The 18057-nt window shown below is 67.4% G+C and carries 16 protein-coding genes; 13 read left to right on the forward strand and 3 right to left on the reverse strand.

Going from position 1 to position 18057, the window contains the following annotated elements:
- Positions 1–14: 14 nt before the first annotated feature.
- Positions 15–1499 carry an AAA family ATPase gene (locus tag ACGFZ3_RS16050; protein WP_392923325.1) on the reverse strand — a complete coding sequence of 495 codons (1485 nt, stop codon included), beginning with the start codon at positions 1497–1499 and terminating at the stop codon, positions 15–17.
- A gap of 132 nt (positions 1500–1631) precedes the next feature.
- On the opposite strand from ACGFZ3_RS16050, the gene ACGFZ3_RS16055 reads away from it, so the two are divergent.
- From ACGFZ3_RS16055 to ACGFZ3_RS16095, 9 genes are all read left to right on the forward strand, one after another.
- Positions 1632–2261, forward strand: coding sequence for an AAA family ATPase (locus ACGFZ3_RS16055; RefSeq protein WP_392923328.1), 630 nt, complete (start codon positions 1632–1634; stop codon positions 2259–2261).
- Between the two features lie 16 nt (positions 2262–2277).
- Positions 2278–2754: a SixA phosphatase family protein gene (locus ACGFZ3_RS16060; protein ID WP_392923331.1), complete on the forward strand. Its 477-nt coding sequence runs from the start codon at positions 2278–2280 to the stop codon at positions 2752–2754.
- Between the two features lie 117 nt (positions 2755–2871).
- Positions 2872–3369 carry a YceI family protein gene (locus tag ACGFZ3_RS16065; RefSeq protein ID WP_392923600.1) on the forward strand — a complete coding sequence of 166 codons (498 nt, stop codon included), beginning with the start codon at positions 2872–2874 and terminating at the stop codon, positions 3367–3369.
- Entirely contained in the window at positions 3366–5396 is a 2031-nt protein-coding gene (locus ACGFZ3_RS16070) for a phospholipase D family protein (protein ID WP_392923334.1), read from the forward strand. The genes ACGFZ3_RS16065 and ACGFZ3_RS16070 overlap by 4 nt, the downstream gene beginning before the upstream one ends.
- A 26-nt stretch (positions 5397–5422) precedes the next feature.
- Positions 5423–5860, forward strand: a complete 438-nt coding sequence (locus ACGFZ3_RS16075; RefSeq protein WP_392923337.1) for a hotdog fold thioesterase — start codon at positions 5423–5425, stop codon at positions 5858–5860.
- Between the two features lie 97 nt (positions 5861–5957).
- Complete coding sequence (locus ACGFZ3_RS16080) at positions 5958–6749, forward strand: lysophospholipid acyltransferase family protein (protein WP_392923340.1); 792 nt, start codon at positions 5958–5960, stop codon at positions 6747–6749.
- Positions 6750–6753: 4 nt separating this feature from the next.
- Positions 6754–7746: a YheT family hydrolase gene (locus tag ACGFZ3_RS16085; RefSeq protein ID WP_392923343.1), complete on the forward strand. Its 993-nt coding sequence runs from the start codon at positions 6754–6756 to the stop codon at positions 7744–7746.
- 64 nt (positions 7747–7810) lie between these two features.
- Positions 7811–9880 (forward strand): tetratricopeptide repeat protein, encoded by a 2070-nt coding sequence (locus ACGFZ3_RS16090; protein WP_392923345.1) that lies wholly within the window; start codon positions 7811–7813, stop codon positions 9878–9880.
- 10 nt (positions 9881–9890) lie between these two features.
- The gene (locus ACGFZ3_RS16095; RefSeq protein ID WP_392923348.1) at positions 9891–10502 is read left to right on the forward strand and encodes a YbhB/YbcL family Raf kinase inhibitor-like protein; all 612 of its coding nucleotides are present in this window, start codon (positions 9891–9893) and stop codon (positions 10500–10502) included.
- A gap of 79 nt (positions 10503–10581) precedes the next feature.
- On the opposite strand, the gene ACGFZ3_RS16100 is transcribed toward ACGFZ3_RS16095, so the two are convergent.
- Positions 10582–11427, reverse strand: a complete 846-nt coding sequence (locus ACGFZ3_RS16100; RefSeq protein ID WP_392923351.1) for an META domain-containing protein — start codon at positions 11425–11427, stop codon at positions 10582–10584.
- 65 nt (positions 11428–11492) lie between these two features.
- Positions 11493–12287 carry an undecaprenyl-diphosphate phosphatase gene (locus ACGFZ3_RS16105; RefSeq protein ID WP_392923353.1) on the reverse strand — a complete coding sequence of 265 codons (795 nt, stop codon included), beginning with the start codon at positions 12285–12287 and terminating at the stop codon, positions 11493–11495.
- A gap of 259 nt (positions 12288–12546) precedes the next feature.
- On the opposite strand from ACGFZ3_RS16105, the gene glnA reads away from it, so the two are divergent.
- The 4 genes from glnA (at position 12547) to ACGFZ3_RS16125 (ending at position 18024) form a co-directional block, all read left to right on the forward strand.
- Positions 12547–13956 carry a type I glutamate--ammonia ligase gene (gene glnA / locus ACGFZ3_RS16110; protein WP_392923356.1) on the forward strand — a complete coding sequence of 470 codons (1410 nt, stop codon included), beginning with the start codon at positions 12547–12549 and terminating at the stop codon, positions 13954–13956.
- Positions 13957–14235: 279 nt separating this feature from the next.
- A complete protein-coding gene (locus ACGFZ3_RS16115) occupies positions 14236–14574 on the forward strand; it encodes a P-II family nitrogen regulator (protein WP_068854487.1) in 339 nt (112 codons plus the stop codon).
- A gap of 18 nt (positions 14575–14592) precedes the next feature.
- Positions 14593–16029 carry an ammonium transporter gene (locus ACGFZ3_RS16120; RefSeq protein ID WP_392923360.1) on the forward strand — a complete coding sequence of 479 codons (1437 nt, stop codon included), beginning with the start codon at positions 14593–14595 and terminating at the stop codon, positions 16027–16029.
- 333 nt (positions 16030–16362) lie between these two features.
- Positions 16363–18024, forward strand: coding sequence for a ShlB/FhaC/HecB family hemolysin secretion/activation protein (locus ACGFZ3_RS16125; RefSeq protein WP_392923603.1), 1662 nt, complete (start codon positions 16363–16365; stop codon positions 18022–18024).
- Positions 18025–18057 lie beyond the last annotated feature (33 nt).

Below are 18057 nucleotides of genomic sequence, written 5' to 3' on the forward strand. Positions count from 1 at the left end.
CGCTGGAGCGTGGTCTATTCGTCCGCGCTGACAGTACGCCCGCGTGCCCAGTCGCGCAGGCCGTTCACCTGTTCGGCCATCAGCACCGACAGCGGGCGGCTGCCACGGATCTCGTTCATCAGCAGCTCGGTGTCCAGCGCACGCTCATCGGCATGTGCCGCGTACAGCCCGGCCACCACGGCCTGTTCGATTTCCGCCCCCGAAAAGCCATCACACGCCGCGGCCAGCGCCGGCAGGGCGAAGTCGTCGGCGTTGAGCGTGCGCCGGCCCAGGTGCAGGCGCAGCAGCTCGACCCGGGTGTTGGCGTCGGGCAGGTCGACGAAGAAAATCTCGTCGAAGCGGCCCTTGCGCAGCAGCTCCGGTGGCAGCTCATGCACCTGGTTGGCGGTGGCCACGATGAACACCTGACTCTTGCGCTCGGCCAGCCAGGTCAGCAGGTGGCCCAGCACGCGCCGGGACACGCCGCCATCTTCGCCACCACTGGCCAGGCCTTTCTCGATCTCGTCAATCCACAACACACAGGGCGCCAACTGCTCCGCCGAGGCCAGTGCCTCGCGCAGGTTCTTCTCGGTTTCGCCGTGGAACTTGTCGTACAGGCTGCCGAAGTCAAGGCGCAGCAGCGGCACCCCGAAGCCGGCCGCCGTGGCCTTGGCCAGCATCGATTTGCCGCAGCCCTGCACGCCCAGCAGCAGCATGCCCTTGGGCGGGTCCAGCCCGGCCGGGCCCTGTCCGCCCAGGAACACGGCACGGCGCTGGTTGACCCAGCGCTTGAGACGGTTGGCACCAGCCACGTCGGCGAAGCGGGTGGTGTCGTACTCGTAATGCAGGTGCCCGGCGCGGTTGAGCAGCTCGAACTTCAGCTTGGCCAGCTGCGGCAGGTCATCCTGGCTGATCGCGCCGTCGGCAAAGATCAGCTGGCGGGCGATCCGCCGCGCATCCACCAGGCTCAGTCCACGCAGGTTGTGGAGGATCTTCTTGACCGCATCGTTGTCCACTTCGACCCGGCGGCCACCGTTCTCGCGTGCATAGGCGGCCACTTCCTCGCGCAGCATCTTGAGCAGCGCGTTGGGGTCGGGCAGGCGCGGGTTGAAGCGGGTGGCCAGCGCCTCCAGCTCGGCCGGCAGCTCCACCTTCGCGCCGATCAGCACCAGCACATGGGCTTCGCAGTGGCGGCGCTGGATCAGGTCGCGCAGCGCGCGCTGGTGGCTGGCGTAGCCCAGGTAGGGATGGAAATCGAGCAGAAGGTAGATGCCGCGCTGGTCGGCCTGGCGGATCATCTGCAGGGCCGAGCTGGCATCGGGCGGGCCGACCGCGTCGTCCTCGCGGTCCATGTCGATCCGGCGCAGCCCTTCGGTGATGGACCAGCGGTGCAGGGCCCGCCAGACATGCATCAGGGTCTGCCGGAACAGCTCCACCACACGCCCCTCGTCCTGGGTTTCGATCACGATCAGCGGGGTATTGGCGCGGATCAACGCGCTGAGGTCCTGTAACTCGCTCATGCCGGCATGCAGTCCATTGGATCGCGCACGATAGCAAAGCGACGGGGGATGCAGGGGGGTTCAGCGGCGCGACTATCTCCATCACGGAGGGCGGTGTACGCTCGGGTCACGTTCCCCGGAAGCGAGGCTGGCATGAAGACGATCCTGGTAGCCGGTTCCAAGGGTGGGGTGGGTAAAACCACCATTGCCACCCACCTGGCGGCGCAGGCCGCCCTGGCCGGCAAACGGACCGTGCTGGCCGACGCCGACCCCCAGGGCTCCAGCACCCGCTGGGCCGAACGCCGTGCCGGGCTGGAAAGCGCGGTGCTGCCCATCGACGCCAGCGGCAAGCACCCGCTCAAGCACGTGCCCGACGATACCGAGGTACTGGTCATCGACGCCCCCGCCGGTGCCCGGGCCGGTGAGCTGGACGCCTTCCTGGACGTGGCCGACGCCGTGGTGGTGCCGGTGCTGCCCTCGGCGCTGGATATCGAGGCCATCGTCGGTTTCCTCAACAGCCTGTCCAAGGTCCCGCGCGTGCACAAGCGCAAGCTGCCGGTGGGGCTGGTGCTCAACCGCACCAAGCCGTGGACCCAGACCTCGCGCCAGGCGCTGGGGATGCTGGCGGAATGGCCTTACCCGGTGGTCACGCAGCTGCGCGATACCCAAGGCTACGTGGTCATGACGGGCCTGGGCCGAAGCTTGTTCGATTACCGCTCCGCGCAGGTGCGCGAGCACCAGAGTGACTGGGAGCCACTGTTGAAGTGGTTGAAGATTGCCTGAGCAAGAAGAGAGCCTTATGCGAGAACTGATCCTGCTGCGCCACGCTCATGCCGAACCTGCGGCCAACGGGCAAGAAGATATCGACCGCCCCCTTTCGCCGGTGGGCCTGGCCGAAGCCGAGGCTGCGGGCAAGTGGCTGACCGAAAACAACCTGCTGCCTGATTGTGTGGTGTGTTCCCCGTCGCGGCGTACCCGGGAGACCCTGGAAGCGGTGCTCGGCAAAACCGGATTTGTTGAGAAGATGCTGGAAAACCGGATCTACGACGCTACCCCCGGGGCGCTCACCGACGTCATCGAAAAGCGCTGGGACGTAGACCGGCTGCTGGTGGTCGGGCACAACCCCGGCCTGGAGCAGCTGGTGCCGTTCCTGACCGAGGGATCGAGCAGCGATTACCGTGGCATGGCGCCGGGTGGTATCGCAGTCCTTACCTTCAAGGGTGATTCCACCATCGAACCCGGCGCGGCGACCTTGACCCAGTTCTGGTGGCCGTAAGCCGTGACAGCAGTACGGACCCTGTTGTGCTGTCTGCTCGGGCTGGCGGCGGGGGCGGTGCGTGCCGAACCCCCGGTACCGGCCCTGCCCCCGGCCCAGTCCACACCGCAGAAGGTGATGGAGCTGGACACCGCGCGCTCGCGCCTGGGCTTCGAGATACGCACCCGGCTGGGCCAGCGCATCGAAGGGGTGTTCCCGCGTTTTGAAGGCCGCATCGACGTGCTGTCCGACGGTCGCCACCAGGTCCACCTGCGCATGTTCACCGGCTATGTGGAGATTCCCGGCAAGGACCGTTACACCGCCTGGATGCGCGGCGAGGAGTTCTTCGACGCCCGGCGCTACCCGGTGGTGGAGTTCGATTCGGTGCCCTATTCGCCGGACCTGGTCGAAAAGGGGGGCGGCATCCACGGGCGGCTGATCCTGCGCGGGGTGTCCCACCCGGAGACCCTGCAGGTCGAGGCGGCGTCCTGCCCCCGGGCCGGGTATGATTGCGACGTGGTCAGCCGCGGTACCGTCCAGCGTGGCCGGTATGGAATGGACAGCTGGCAGCTAGCCCTGAGTGATCGAGTGACCTTTGTCCTGCGTGCGCGTCTCAACGAGGCGCCGAAACCGTGAATTCCCTGCTGCGGGTGGTAGTGCTGGCAATCCTGTTGCTGGGCAGCGGCTGCGCGTCGCTGTCCAACGCGCAGCGCGAGCGCGCGGTCGCCATTGCGGCACAGGCGCGCTCGCATGTGGTGGATTGCGATCAGCCCGACCGCTGCGCACTTGATTCGCCACTGCGGGCACTGGGCGGGCAGGCCTTCAGCGAATCCACGGAAGCGGCCCCGCGCCATTACGCCACCATCCTGGACGAGGGCGAGACCGCGCTGGTGGCGCGCATCAACCTCATCCGCAGCGCCACCCGCAGCATCGATCTGCAGACCTACATCTTCGACAAGGACGACAGCGCCCGGCTGGTGCTGGACGAACTGCTGGCCGCCGCCCGGCGCGGGGTGAAGGTACGGGTGCTGATCGACCAGCTCTCGGCGATCTCCGACCTTGAGATCCTGGCCGCGCTGGCCAGCAGCCATCAGAATTTCGAGCTCCGCGTCTACAACCCGACCTTCGGCAAGGCGCGGCTGAACTACGCTGACTATGCCGGCAGCGTGATCTGCTGCTTCCGCCGCTTCAACCAGCGCATGCACAACAAGCTGCTGGTGATCGACGATGCGCTGGGCGTGGTGGGCGGGCGCAACTACCAGGACGACTATTACGACTGGGACAGCGAATACAACTTCCGCGATCGCGACGTGCTGCTGGCCGGCCCCGAAGCGCGCGGCATGGCCGCCAACTTCGATGCCTTCTGGCGGGCCCAGCGCAGTGTCCCGGCCGAGCGCCTGAACGATGTCGGCCGCACCCTGCTCAGGCAGGGGGCGCCGGCCATGCCGCCGGCCGACTATCGCCGCCCGGCGCGGGTGGAGCAGGTGATCGATGAAGCGGTGGACCCGGCGTATATCCAACGCATGTTCGTCGATACCGCACTGCCGGTGTCCTCGGTGCGCTATGTGGCGGACCTGCCGCGCAAACACCGTCGCGAACGCGCCAGCCAGCCGGCCAACGGCCAGCATGTCACCGAGCCGCAGCTGGATTCACTGATCGCCGGCGCGCAGACCGAAGTGTTGTTGCAGACTCCCTACCTTGTGCTGTCCAAGCCGGCGCGCAAGCTGTTCGAGGCATTACGCAAGCGCGAGCAGCCACCGCGCATCGTGGTATCCACCAACAGCCTGGCGGCCACCGACAACCCGATCGTCTACGCGCTCTCCTACAAGTACAAGCGCCGCAACCTGCGTGAACTGGGCTTCAACATCTACGAGTTCAAGCCGTTCCCGCTGGATGCCCCGGTCGACTACCGCAACCTGGTACCGGCCCCGCTGGGGACCGCACCCAGCAGCGACAGCGGGCGCAGCAGCCTGCTGGGAGGAAGCGCGGCGGGCAGCAACGCGCGCGGCAGCGGCAACAACCGGCGCAGCGCAGCTGACGCCGGCGCCGCGCCCCAGCCCACCCCCGGCCCGGCCGCGCGCCGCCGTACCGATGGCAGCGTGGTGGAGCGCCGCGTGTTGCGTGCCGAAACGCGCCCCTCGTTCCTGGGTACCAAGGCGGTGAACAAGCCGTTGCCGGTGACCCGCAGCGGCGCACGCATGGGCCTGCACGCCAAATCGCTGGTGGTGGACCGCCGCATCGGCGTGATCGGTACCCACAATTTCGACCCGCGCAGCGAGAACTACAACACCGAAGGCGCGGTGATCATTGATGACCCGGCTTTCGCCGAAGCGCTGGCACAGAGCATCCTGCGCGACATCCACCCCAGGAACTCCTGGGTGGTGGCGCCGCGGATCAAGCCGCCGGTGCTGTCAGGCCTGAACTACAGCGTGGGCAAGGCCTCCGAAGCACTGCCCGTGCTGGACTTCTGGCCCTGGCGCTACGCCACCGACTACGAATTCCAGCCCGGCCCGGACTGCCCCGAGCCGCTGCGTCGCCAGGACCCGGATTTCCACAGCTGCTACACCGCCGTGGGCGACTTCCCCGAGGTCAATGTCGGCCCGAAGTGGCTGCTGGTGCGCATGCTCACCGCGTTCGGCGCCGGCCTGGTGCCCATTCTGTAATTCCTTTCGTTCCACGGAGACGCTGCATGTCCCAGGTATTCCGCGAGCCGGTGTCGATCGAGGCGCTCAACGCGCTCAGCCGCAACACCCTGATCGAACACCTTGGCATCGTCTTTACCGACGCCGGTGACGACTGGATCCAGGCCACCATGCCGGTCGACGCGCGCACCCGCCAGCCCTACGGCATCCTGCACGGCGGCGCTTCGGTAGTGCTGGCCGAAACCCTGGGAAGCAGCGCCGGCAACCTCTGCGTGGATACCCGCGAGCAGGTCTGCGTGGGCCTTGAGATCAACGCCAACCACATCCGGGCCCAGCGTGGTGGCACCGTCACCGGCACCGCGCGCGCCGTACACGTCGGTCGCAGCACCCATGTGTGGGACATCCGTATCGAGGACGAGGCCGGCAAGCTGGTCTGCACTTCGCGGCTGACCCTGGCCGTGGTTCCGGCGGTCCGCCCGGGCTGATCCCCGGCTTGACCGTCTGTGGCGGATGGCTGGCCGCTGACAGGCATTTGTCCCCGATCAGCTGGCAGACCCCGCAGCGCTCGGGTATCGTTCGCGGATGACTTCCCCCCCTTCGGCCCCGCGTGGCGGCGTGGCGCGTGTGTGCCGTTACCTGTACCGCGTCCCCCTGCTGCTGATCCACCTGCTGGTGTTCCTGCCGCTGCTCCTGATCGGCATGCTGCCGCCGTGGGGAAACCTGCGCGTGGGCGGTCGTACGCTTGAGCACCTGCTGGTGAATGCCTGGTCGGGCGGGCTGATGTGGATCTTCGGCTTCCGCCTGCGCCGCATCGGCACGCCGTTGCCGGGGGCGGTGCTGTTCGTGGCCAACCATGTCAGCTGGGTGGACATCTCCATGCTGCACAGCCAGCGCATGATGGGTTTCGTGGCCAAGCGCGAAATCGCCGGCTGGCCGGTGGTGGGCTGGCTGGCCGCACGCGGGCAGACCATCTTCCACCAGCGCGGCAGCACGGAGTCGCTGGGCGGCGTGATGCAACTGATGGTCGAGCGCCTGCAGGAGGGCAAGGCGGTGGGCGTGTTCCCGGAAGGGCGCACCCGCGGTGGTCACGAAGTGGGCCCGTTCCACGCCCGCATCTTCCAGGCTGCAGTGGAAACCCAGGTGCCGGTACAGCCGGTGGCACTGCGCTACGGCGTGCGCGGCGACGCGCAGACCGTGGTGGCGTTCGGCGAGCGGGAGAGCTTCTTCGCCAACTTCCTGCGCCTGCTGGGGGAACCGGCGCGGCGGGCCGAGGTACATTTCCTCGCGCCCATTGGCACCCATGATCTGGAAGGCCGCCGCCGCATCGCGGAAACCTCGCGCGCGCGCATCGTGGCGGCCATGAACGCCGACTAGCGCGATGCTGACCGCTGCCGACTACTGTCCGCCGCGTTGGCTGCGCAACCCGCACCTGCAGTCGATGCTCAGCTCCAGCCGCATGCGCATGCAGCGCGGCCTGGCACTGCTGGCCGCCACCGGTGCGGTGACCGAGGAGCTGCTCCTGGACGGCGGCGATGGCGTGCGCCTTCAAGGCTGGCACAGCCGCATCGAAGGCCGTGAGCCGGTCGGCATGGCGCTGCTGCTGCATGGCTGGGAAGGCAGTTCCGAATCGAGCTACATGCGCATGACCGCCGCGCGCATGCTCGAGGCCGGTTACGAAGTGGTGCGGCTGAACTTCCGCGATCACGGCAACACCCACCACCTCAACCCCGGCATCTTCCACTCCAACCGCATCGACGAAGTGGTGCAGGCGGCCGGCGACATCGCCCGGCGCTGGCCGCAGCTGCCGCTGGTGGCCGCCGGCTATTCGCTGGGCGGCAACTTCGTGCTGCGGCTGGCGCTGCGCGCGCCTTCGGCCGGGGTGCCGCTGCGCCGGGTGGCCTCGGTCTGCCCGGTGCTGGACCCGGCGATCACCATGGAGAGCATCGAGAACGGCCCGGCGATGTACGACTGGTATTTCCGCCGCAAGTGGGCCGGCTCGCTGCGCCGCAAGCGTGACCTGTTTCCGGAGCTGAGCGACTGGGACGACCGCGTGCTGAAGCTGGACATCCGCGCGCTGACCGCCTGGCTGGTGGAACACCACACCGAATTCGGCACCCTGCAGGCCTACTTCGACGGCTATTCCATCGCCGGCGATCGTCTGGCCGGGCTGGAAGTGCCCGCCGACATCCTGATGGCCCAGGATGACCCGGTCATTCCCTACGCCACCTTCAACGGTTGGCGCCTGCCCGCCCACGCCCGGCTGGAGATCGCCCCGTGGGGCGGCCACTGCGGTTTCCTGGAAAACTGGCGCGGCGATGGCTTTTCCGAGCGCTGGGTGGCCCAGCGCCTGAGCCTGGAAGCGCTGCGCTGAGGGCCGGCCCGGCGCGCCGCCGCCGGTGTTCTACAATCGGGGTTTGACCCCAAGCTGGACCGTCATGCAAGACACGATTCTCCAAGCCCTGCGCCGAAATGCTGTGGAAGAAGCCGCGCAGCTGGCGCGCGAATGGACCCGCACCGAGCCGGAGCAGCCGCAGGCGCACCGCTGGCTGGCCCTGGCGCTGCAGCAGCAGGGCCAGTACGACGCAGCACTGTCCAGCCTGCAACGCGGACTGGAATTGGCCCCGGACAACGCCGAACTGCATCTGCAGCATGCCGGCCTGCTGCTGGCCCTGCGCCAGTTCGACGCCGCCAACACCGCGCTGGACCGCACGGCCGAACTCAATCCGAACGAACTGTCGGCCTACCTGATGCAGGCCCACCTGGCGTTGTCGCGCAATGATGTGGACGAAGCCGAACGGATCACCCGGACCGCTGCGCGCGTCGAAGAGGACAACGCGGAAGTGGTGGCGCTGCAGGGCATGATCGCGCTGCGCCGTAATGATCCGGACCGCGCGCTGGCGCTGCTCTCGGCCGCCAGCCAGGCGCTGCCCAACGATGGGCGCATCCTCTACGCGCTGGGCTTTGCCTATCTGGGCAAGGACCTGCTGGCGTTTGCCGAACAGGCCTTCCGCCGCGTGCTGGAGATCAACCCGGCGATCACCTCGCTGCAGGGCCTGCTGGTGCAGCTGGCGCTGCGCCAGGGCAACACCGAAAACGCCGCCGCGATCGTGGGACAGGTGCTGTCCCGGCCCGACACCGACACCCCGGCCATGCGCCGGCTGGCCGGCGAACTGGCCCTGCAGGCGGGCCAGCCCCTGCAGGCGCTCGAACACCTGCTGCCGTTGCTGGAAAAGTCGCCGGCCGACCGGCAGATCCTGCAACTGCTGCTGATGGCCTGGCAGCGCCTGGGCCGCGAACAGCAGGCCCGCGACATCCTGGACGCCACGTTGGAAACACACCCGCAGGAACACAACCTGTGGATGGCCCGCCTGGCCATTGAAGGGGTCGGCAGTGCGGAGGCCGTCGCTGTGGCCGAGCGCTGGATCGCAGCCATGCCCGGTCACCTGCCGGCACTGGAAACGCGCCTGCGCCTGCACGACATGGCCGGTGAGCCCGACGCGGCCGAAGCCATCGCGCGCCAGATCATTGCACTGGAGCCAGGCCGCAGCAGCGGCGAGATGCGCGTGGTCGAGGCCCTGCTGGCGCGCGATCCGGCCGCGGCTGTGGCGCATGTGGAGCAGCTGATCGAGCAGGTGCCGGCCGAGGCCAAGCCGGCGCTCCGCGCCTGGCTGGGCTCGGTGCAGGACCGTGCCGGGCAGCACGCCGCCGCGCTGGCCACCTGGACCAGCCTGCACGCCAGTGAAGCTGCAACACGCCTGCCGCTGCCGCCACAGGCCAAAGCCCCGTTGAGCTGGCCGGCGCTGGGCGAGGTTGCCGCCGACGTTGCGAGCCGCCCCATGTTCGTCTGGGGCGCGCCGGGTTCGGGCGTGGAGCGCGTCGTCGCCGCCATCGCGGCAGCCAGCCCGGTGGTGCGGGGTGATCGCTTCAGCCCCAACCCACCCAACGATGCATTCCAGAGCTACCACGCCCTGCAGGACCTTTCTACCGGCAAGCTGGCGCCGGAGCAGCTGGTGGCGCAGTGGCGCGCAGCGCTGCCCGCACGCGGCCTGGCGGATGGCAATGTGATCGACTGGCTGCTGTGGTGGGACAACGCGCTGCTGTGGGCGCTGCGCCCGCAGCTGCCCGAAGGTCGCCTGCTGCTGGTGCTGCGCGACCCGCGTGACATGTTGCTGGAGTGGCTGGCACACGGCGCCCCGGCGCCGTTCGCGGTGAACTCGGTGCATGAAGTGGCCGAGTGGCTGGCGCGTGCACTGGCCCAGATCGCGACGCTGCACGAGCAGGACCTGTACCCGCACGCGGTGGTGCGCATTGACGAGATCGGCAATGACCCGGCCGCCATGGCCGACCATCTGGGCCGCCTGTTCGGCGTGCATTTCCCGCCCGCACAGACCCTCGGCCCGGCCCGCTTCCCCGCCAACCACTGGCGTCAGTACAGCGATGTCCTGTCCGCCGCGTTCGCCCAGCTCACCCCGGTAGCGGTGCGGCTGGGTTATGCCGAAGCATGAGGAGAGCCCGATGAAGCTGACCAGCACCGCCCTGGAAAACAGCGCCCCGATCGATCGCCGTTTCGCCGCTGGCGACGCCAACGGCTTTGCCCCCAACCGCAACCCGCCGCTGGCGTGGAGCGATGTGCCCGAGGGCACCCGCTCGTTCGCCCTGCTGTGCATCGACCCGGACGTGCCGACCGTGCCCGACACGGTCGGCCGCCACGATCGCAGCGTGCCCGCCGACCAGCCGCGTGCCGACTTCACCCATTGGGCGATGGCCGACATTCCCGCAGACCTGCGCGGGATCGAAGAAGGCAGCTGCAGCGACGGCTTCACCGCCAAGGGCAAGCCGCAGCCGGCCGGCCCGTCTGGTGCGCGCCAGGGCCTGAACGATTTCACCGGCTGGTTCGCCGGCAACCCGGACATGGCCGGCCAGTACCTGGGCTACGACGGTCCGTACCCGCCGTTCAACGACGAGCGCGTGCACCGTTATTTCTTCCGCCTGTTCGCGCTGGACGTAGCCACGCTCGATCTGCCCACGCCGTTCACCGCCGCCGACGTGCACAGGGCCATGCACGGCCACGTGCTGGCCGAAGCCGCGTTGCACGGCACGTACACGCTCAACCCGGCGTTGGCGTGATGGGTCGAAGTACCGACCAACGGTCGGTACCTACCCTGCATTGCCGGTAGGTGCCAACCGTTGGTCGGGACCCTTGCGATCACTTCTCGATCGCGGATTCCACCACCATATCCAGCACATACGCCTTCGACGACGCATCGGCCGGCGGGTTGGCCACGTTGAAGCGCTTCACCCGCAGCACGTTGCGCGTGCCCGCTTCATGCGTATAGCCCTCGATCACGTCGTAGAAGTTCTCGAACGCCCCCGGCGTACCCTGCTTGATGCCCTTGTCATCGAAGTGGATCTCACGGGTCTGCAGGCACTGCTTGTCGCGGATCATCGGGTGCGGGCACGGCTTGGTCTGCGCAGCCACCTCGATGAAAATCGTCTCGCCCGGGCCGCCGAAGCGGGTTTCGGCGGTCGGCTGCGGGCTGAACACCAGCACGTCACCGCTGGCGGTGCGCAGGGTCAACTGGCCTTCACCGCCCAGTTCGGTCTTCAGCGCACCTTCCAGACGCGAACCCACCGCCTGGTCCAGCGCCATCAGCGCCTTGTCGGTACACGCCATCATGGTCGAGGCCATCGGGGAAACAGTCAGCGTGCCATCGGCCAAGGTGTAGCCGCCGCCCATGCGGTTGCAGGTGTTGCTCACTGCCAGGCGGCCATCGATGAAGTCCAGCGTGACCGGCTTGTCGGCGCGCGCGAACAGTGCATTGATGCGCTTGCCGGCGCTGTCGGTGGCGCTGTCGAGCACCCAGTGGTTGCCCTGCAGGCGCTGCGCGTCCAGCTGGGCGATGGCCTTCTGGTCGGCAGCGGCGGTCGGCGCCGGGGCCAGATCGTCGCGGCCGGGGCCGGCGGGCGCCTGGCTGGAGGGGTTGCTGCACGCGGCCAGCAGGGCCAGCGGCAGGATCAGCATCAGGGTGCGGGTGGTTTTTTTCATGAACATCTCCTTGGGAACCCGGGGAAGAACGCTGGAGCACCCCGCCTGGGGTTGCGGCGGCGCGGCGCTGTTCAGTTACCGGCAGGCAACCACAGCAACAGGCCCGCCCCGAGTGCGATCCGGTAGAACGCAAAGGCGGTGAAGCGGTGCGCCTTGATGTAGCCCAGCAGCCACTTCACTACGACGAAGCCGGTGATGACCGCGGCAACGAAGGCCACGCCCACATCGGTCCAGTTCTCGCTGGCCAGCGCGCCGTCCTTGGCCAGCTCCAGGAACGCGTAGCCACTGGCGGCGAACATGGTGGGAATGCCCACCAGGAACACGAATTCAGTAGCAGCCGCGCGCCGGCTCAGGCCGAACAGCATGGCGATGAAGATCGCTGCGGCCGAACGCGAAGTGCCCGGGAACACGCCCGCCACCACCTGCGCCAGGCCGACCAGCACCGCCACCTTCCAGGTCACCTCGTCGCGGTCGGGCAGGCGCGCGGTGCGTGCCTCGACCAGGATCATCCAGATGCCGCCGATGATCAGGGCCCAGGCCACCGGAGTCACCGTTTCGGGAAGCTCCCAGCCGGCCAGCCGGACCGGCAGGCCCACGATGGCGGTGACCAGGAACGCGGTACCCAGCTTGAGCACGTAATCGCGGTTGGCGCGGTCGTGCAGACCGGTGGCCAGCGCCCACAGCCGCTGACGGAACACCAGGGTGATGGCCAGGATCGCGCCGGCCTGGATGACGATGTTGAAGAAGTCCGAGCGTGCGCCCAGCCAGTGCTGGGCAATCAGCAGGTGGCCGGTGCTGGAAATGGGCAGGAATTCGGTAAGCCCTTCAAGGATGCCCAACAGCAGGGCGGAAAACAGATCGGACATCGAAAGCTCAATGGTAGAGCCGGGCGCCGCCGGCTGAGAGGGGTAAAGCCGGGCACTGCCCGGCCGGTGCGATGAAATCATAAGACATCAGACGCCGCACCAAATGTGTGCATGGTGCGGCCATTGCACCGCAATGGTGCGCCACGTTCAGCGTCCATCCGGGTGCACGTCGTGTGAAATCAACTACTTGGGGGCCATTAAAAGTTGGCACGGGGATTGCTGTATCCACACAGGCAATCACCCATCTGAGGTTTCACCGATGTCCGTGGAAAATGTTGAGAAGCTGATCAAGGACAACCAGATCGAATTCATCGACCTGCGTTTTGTCGACATGCGCGGCGTGGAACAGCACGTCACCTTCCCGGTCAGCATCGTGGAACCGTCGCTGTTCGAAGAAGGCAAGATGTTCGACGGCAGTTCCATTGCCGGCTGGAAGGGCATCAACGAGTCCGACATGGTCCTGCTGCCGGATCCGGCCAGCGCCTACGTCGACCCGTTCTACGCCGACCCGACCCTGGTGATCAGCTGCGACATCCTTGACCCGGCCACCATGCAGCCCTACGGCCGCTGCCCGCGCGGCATCGCCAAGCGCGCCGAGGCCTACCTGAAGTCCTCCGGCATTGCCGAACAGGCCTTCTTTGGTCCGGAGCCGGAGTTCTTCATCTTCGACTCGGTCCAGTTCGCCAACGACATGGGCAACACCTTCTTCAAGATCTCCTCCGAAGAAGCGGCCTGGAGCACCGGCGACAAGTTCGACGGCGCCAACAGCGGCTACCGCCCGGCCGTCAAGGGCGGCTACTTCCCGGTTCCGCCGACCGACTCGCTGCACGACCTGCGCGCTGAAATGTGCAAGACGCTGGCCCAGGTCGGCATCGAAGTCGAAGTGCAGCATCACGAAGTGGCTACCGCGGGCCAATGCGAAATCGGCACCAAGTTCAGCACCCTGGTGCAGAAGGCCGATGAACTGCTGCGCATGAAGCACGTCATCAAGAACGTGGCCCACCGCAACGGCAAGACCGCCACCTTCATGCCCAAGCCGATCGTCGGCGACAACGGCAGCGGCATGCATGTGCACCAGTCGCTTTCCAAGGGCGGCACCAACCTGTTCTCCGGCGACGGTTACGGCGGTCTGAGCCAGCTGGCGCTGTGGTACATCGGCGGCATCTTCAAGCATGCCAAGGCCATCAACGCCTTCGCCAACTCGGGCACCAACAGCTACAAGCGCCTCGTGCCGGGCTTCGAAGCCCCGGTCATGCTGGCCTACTCGGCCCGCAACCGTTCGGCCTCGTGCCGCATCCCGTGGGTGTCCAACCCGAAGGCACGCCGCATTGAAATGCGCTTCCCCGATCCGATCCAGTCCGGCTACCTGACCTTCACCGTACTGATGATGGCCGGCCTGGACGGCATCAAGAACCAGATCGATCCGGGCGCACCGAGCGACAAGGACCTGTACGACCTGCCGCCCGAAGAAGAGAAGCTGATTCCGCAGGTGTGCTCCAGCCTGGACCAGGCCCTGGAAGCGCTGGACAAGGACCGCGAGTTCCTCAAGGCCGGCGGCGTGATGACCGACGACTTCATCGATGGCTACATCGCACTGAAGATGCAGGAAGTGACCCGCTTCCGCGCCGCCACGCACCCGCTCGAATACCAGATGTACTACGCCAACTGAGCAACAGGTGGCGATGCCGAAGGACTTCCCTCCCACCTTCGTCATCGCCACCGCTTCACCCATGCGTCTGGGCTGGGGAGCCGCGACGCATCTGCTACATGCAACACCAGGGGCAAGAGAGACCGGACGCGCAGCATGGGCCCTTCCTCCCTCCCGCGTCACCGGCGTGGTCCATGCAACGTTCGGCGCACCAACCGGCGGCCATGTGCAAGTGGTCGCCGGTTGACCTGACATCGGCCTGCCCGGCAGGCCGGTTCCATCCACCATCGGGACATGCGCATGAAACTGATCTCCGCCATCATCCGGCCGTTCAAGCTCGACGAGGTCCGCGAGGCCCTCTCCGATGCGGGCGTGTCGGGCATCACCGTGACCGAAGTAAAAGGCTTTGGCCGCCAGAAGGGCCACACCGAGTTGTATCGCGGCGCCGAGTACGTCGTGGATTTCCTGCCCAAGATCAAGATCGAAACCGTGGTGACCGACGAACGCCTGGACGCGGTGGTTGAAGCGATCCAGAACGCCGCCGGCACCGGCAAGATCGGCGATGGCAAGATCTTCGTCACCGCCGTTGAACAGGTCATCCGCATCCGCACCGGCGAAATCGGCGCGGACGCGCTCTAACCCCACTCGGAGCCCACAATGAAGACTTCCTTGTTCACCGGGTGGCAAGCCCGGTTCCACGCCGTGTGCCTGCTGATGCTGTTCAGCGCACTCGCCGTCGGCGCGTTCTCCGGCACCGCCCACGCCCAGGCCCAGGTCAGCCCGGCACCGTCGGAAACGGTGGCCGTTGAACCGCTGCCCACTGCCGAGGCCGCCGCACCTGCCGCAGCCGCCGCCGAAGCCGAAGCGGCACCTGCCTACGACCGTGGCGACGTGGCGTGGATGCTCACCTCCACCCTGCTGGTGCTGCTGATGGTGGTGCCGGGCCTTGCGCTGTTCTACGGCGGTCTGGTCCGCTCCAAGAACGTGCTGTCCGTGCTCAGCCAGATCCTGGTGGTGTTCTCGCTGGTGCTGATGCTGTGGGTGGCCTACGGCTACAGCGCGGTGTTCAGCGAAGGCAACCAGTTCTTCGGCTCGTTCACCCAGTTCGCCTTCCTCAAGGGCTTTGCGCCCGATTCGGTCGGCAACACTCCGATCAAGGGCCTGCCCGACTATCTGTTCGTTGCCTTCCAGTCCACCTTCGCCGGCATCACCACCGCACTGATCGTCGGTGCGTTTGCCGAACGCATCAAGTTCAAGGCGGTGCTGCTGTTCTCGGCGCTGTGGTTCACCCTGAGCTACATCCCGATGGCCCACATCGTATGGGGCGGCGGGTATCTGGGCGCGATGGGCGCGATCGACTTCGCCGGTGGCACCGTGGTGCACATCAACGCGGGCGTGGCCGGCCTGGTCGCCGCGTACTTCGTGGGCAAGCGCATCGGCTACGGCCAGACCGCCCTGAAGCCGCACAACGTGCCGTTCACCTATATCGGCGCGATGTTGCTGTGGGTGGGCTGGTTCGGCTTCAACGCCGGTTCCGCCGCCGCCGCCGACACCGTGGCCTCGCTGGCCTTCATCAACACCATTCTCGCCACCGCCGCAGCGGTGCTGGGCTGGACCCTGGTGGAAGCGGTCAGCAAGGGCAAGCCGTCCGCACTGGGCGCGGCCTCCGGCGCGGTCGCCGGCCTGGTCGGCATCACCCCGGCCTGCGGCACCGTGGGCCCGCTGGGTGCGATCGTGATCGGCCTGGTCACCGGCGTGGTCTGCGTGTGGGGCGTCACCGGTCTCAAGCGCCTGCTCAAGGTCGATGACACCGCCGACGTGTTCGGCGTGCACGGCGTCGGCGGCATCGTCGGCGCACTGCTCACCGGGGTATTCAGCGCGCAGTCGCTGGGCGGCACCAAGGCTGACCTCGATATCGGCCACCAGGTCTGGGTGCAGCTGGTCAGCGTCGGCTTCACCATCGTCTGGTGCGCCGTGGTTACCGTAGCCATCCTGCTGGTCGTGCGTCTGGTGTTCGGGCTGCGCGTGACCGAGGAAGCCGAGCGCACCGGCCTGGACGTCACCTCGCATGGCGAGTCCGCATACGAGGTCTGATCGACTTCACGTTTTCTTCGGGGCTTTACACTTGCTGTAGACGACGTTGCGCCTTGACGTCACTGCCGGCGGCCTTCGGACCGCCGGCTTTTTTATGCCAGAAGCCAACGTGGGCGAAGTCTCACTTTCACAAGCAGTGAGTACTTTTCCTACTATCGAAAGAGAAATTCCGGAGCTGTTTCGAACTCCGCGATTCGTTTAAAGTTCCGCGCCCGCAGGCCGTTCTCTGGTCGGTAGGCCCGGATTTTTCTGCGAAGGAAGCGCGTAAACGTGAGACAGGGACGTATCGAACGCAGCCGCGGGCTGCGCTGGCGACTGGCCGTGGCTGTGGCGATGGCCTGCGTGCCCACCGCAGTGGCTGCACAGGTGGCCGCGCCGCCAGACCAGGAACTGCTGCGCCAGCAGGAGCGCGAGCGCGTCCTGCGCGAGCAGCAGGAAACCACGCCCGATGTACGCCTGCAGGCGGCACCGGAGGATGTGGTGGGCCGCCTGCCCGCCAACGAAACCCCGTGCTTCACCATCGACCACATCGCGCTCGAGGGCGACCTCGCTGAGCGCTTCCGCTGGGCGCTGGAGGCCGCCGACCCGCGCCACGACCGTGCCACCGGCCGCTGCCTCGGCACCGCCGGCGTGGACATCGTGATGAAGCGCGTGCAGAACGCCATCATCGCGCGCGGCTACGTCACCACGCGCATCCTGGCCGCTCCACAGGACCTGAAGACCGGCACCCTGACCCTGACCGTGGTGCCCGGCCGCATCCACGCGGTGCGTTTCGCCAGCGACGCAGGTCGCACGCCGGCGCTGTGGAATGCCCTGTCAGTGGGCCCTGGCGACCTGCTCAACCTGCGCGACATCGAACAGGCGCTGGAGAATCTGCAGCGCGTCCCAACGGCCAGCGTCGACATCCAGATCGCCCCGCCGCAGGACACCGCGCAGGCGCGGCCCGGCGAGAGCGACCTGGTCATCAGCTGGACCCAGCGCGTTCCGGTGCGTGTCAGCGTGACCCTGGACGACGCCGGCAGCCAGTCCACCGGCAAGCTGCAGGTCGGCGCCACGCTGTCGCTGGACAACCTGGCCGGGCTGAGCGACCTGTTCTACCTCAACGCCGGCAGATCGGTCTTCAACGGCAGCGACCGCGGCACCGACAGCTGGGCCGCGCACTACAGCGTGCCCATGGGCTGGTGGCTGCTGGGTGCCAACGCCAGCGAGTACGACTACCGGCAGACCGTGGCCGGCGCCTACGAAACCTACGAGTACAGCGGCTCCAGCCGCAACGCCGAACTGCGCCTGACCCGCATGCTGTTCCGCAACGCGCACGCCAAGACCAGCATGTATGGGCGCGGTTGGTACCGCGATTCCAACAACTACATCGACGACACCGAAATCCTGGTCCAGCGCCGGCGCATGGGCGGGTGGGAACTGGGGCTGGCCCACCGGCACTTCCTCGGCAAGGCCACGCTGGATGCGAACCTGGCCTACCGCCGTGGCACCGGCGCATTCGATGCGCTGCAGGCACCGGAAGAAGGCTTCGGCGAAGGCACGGCGCGCGGCAAGGTGGTCACCGCCGATGCCCAGCTCACCGTGCCCCTGCAGTGGGGCAGCCAGGCGCTGCGCTACACCGGCAGCTGGCGCGCGCAGTGGAACCGTTCGCGGCTGGTGCCGCAGGACCGCTTCTCCATCGGCGGCCGCTACACCGTGCGTGGATTCGACGGCGAAGTATCGCTCACCGGCGAACGCGGCTGGCTGTTGCGCAACGAGCTGGCGTTCGCGCTCGGCGGTGGCGTTGAAAGCTACGTCGCCGTCGACCACGGCCAGGTCAGCGGCCCCTCCACCGAATGGCTGCTGGGCGACCGCCTGACCGGCATGGCGCTGGGCCTGCGCGGTGGCACCCGCCACCTGCAGTGGGAAGGCTTCATTGGCAGCCCGTTGAAGAAGCCCGATGGCTTCCAGACCGCCTACACCACCTTTGGCATGAACCTGGGCGTGTCGTTCTGACGCCTGCTGCATGGCCGCGCACGCCTGCCCGGC

Origin of the sequence: Stenotrophomonas sp. NPDC047960, from assembly GCF_043204395.1 — a bacterium.
Lineage (GTDB): Bacteria > Pseudomonadota > Gammaproteobacteria > Xanthomonadales > Xanthomonadaceae > Stenotrophomonas.

Coding starts and splice junctions, on each gene's coding strand:
- ACGFZ3_RS16105 (WP_392923353.1), bottom strand. CDS start 12,287: ATGTCCGATCTGTTTTCCGCCCTGCTGTTGGGCATCCTTGAAGGGCTT.
- ACGFZ3_RS16055 (WP_392923328.1), top strand. CDS start 1,632: ATGAAGACGATCCTGGTAGCCGGTTCCAAGGGTGGGGTGGGTAAAACC.
- ACGFZ3_RS16050 (WP_392923325.1), bottom strand. CDS start 1,499: ATGAGCGAGTTACAGGACCTCAGCGCGTTGATCCGCGCCAATACCCCG.
- ACGFZ3_RS16125 (WP_392923603.1), top strand. CDS start 16,363: ATGGCCTGCGTGCCCACCGCAGTGGCTGCACAGGTGGCCGCGCCGCCA.
- ACGFZ3_RS16095 (WP_392923348.1), top strand. CDS start 9,891: ATGAAGCTGACCAGCACCGCCCTGGAAAACAGCGCCCCGATCGATCGC.
- glnA (WP_392923356.1), top strand. CDS start 12,547: ATGTCCGTGGAAAATGTTGAGAAGCTGATCAAGGACAACCAGATCGAA.
- ACGFZ3_RS16090 (WP_392923345.1), top strand. CDS start 7,811: ATGCAAGACACGATTCTCCAAGCCCTGCGCCGAAATGCTGTGGAAGAA.
- ACGFZ3_RS16100 (WP_392923351.1), bottom strand. CDS start 11,427: ATGTTCATGAAAAAAACCACCCGCACCCTGATGCTGATCCTGCCGCTG.
- ACGFZ3_RS16085 (WP_392923343.1), top strand. CDS start 6,754: ATGCTGACCGCTGCCGACTACTGTCCGCCGCGTTGGCTGCGCAACCCG.
- ACGFZ3_RS16065 (WP_392923600.1), top strand. CDS start 2,872: ATGGAGCTGGACACCGCGCGCTCGCGCCTGGGCTTCGAGATACGCACC.
- ACGFZ3_RS16080 (WP_392923340.1), top strand. CDS start 5,958: ATGACTTCCCCCCCTTCGGCCCCGCGTGGCGGCGTGGCGCGTGTGTGC.
- ACGFZ3_RS16115 (WP_068854487.1), top strand. CDS start 14,236: ATGAAACTGATCTCCGCCATCATCCGGCCGTTCAAGCTCGACGAGGTC.
- ACGFZ3_RS16075 (WP_392923337.1), top strand. CDS start 5,423: ATGTCCCAGGTATTCCGCGAGCCGGTGTCGATCGAGGCGCTCAACGCG.
- ACGFZ3_RS16120 (WP_392923360.1), top strand. CDS start 14,593: ATGAAGACTTCCTTGTTCACCGGGTGGCAAGCCCGGTTCCACGCCGTG.
- ACGFZ3_RS16060 (WP_392923331.1), top strand. CDS start 2,278: ATGCGAGAACTGATCCTGCTGCGCCACGCTCATGCCGAACCTGCGGCC.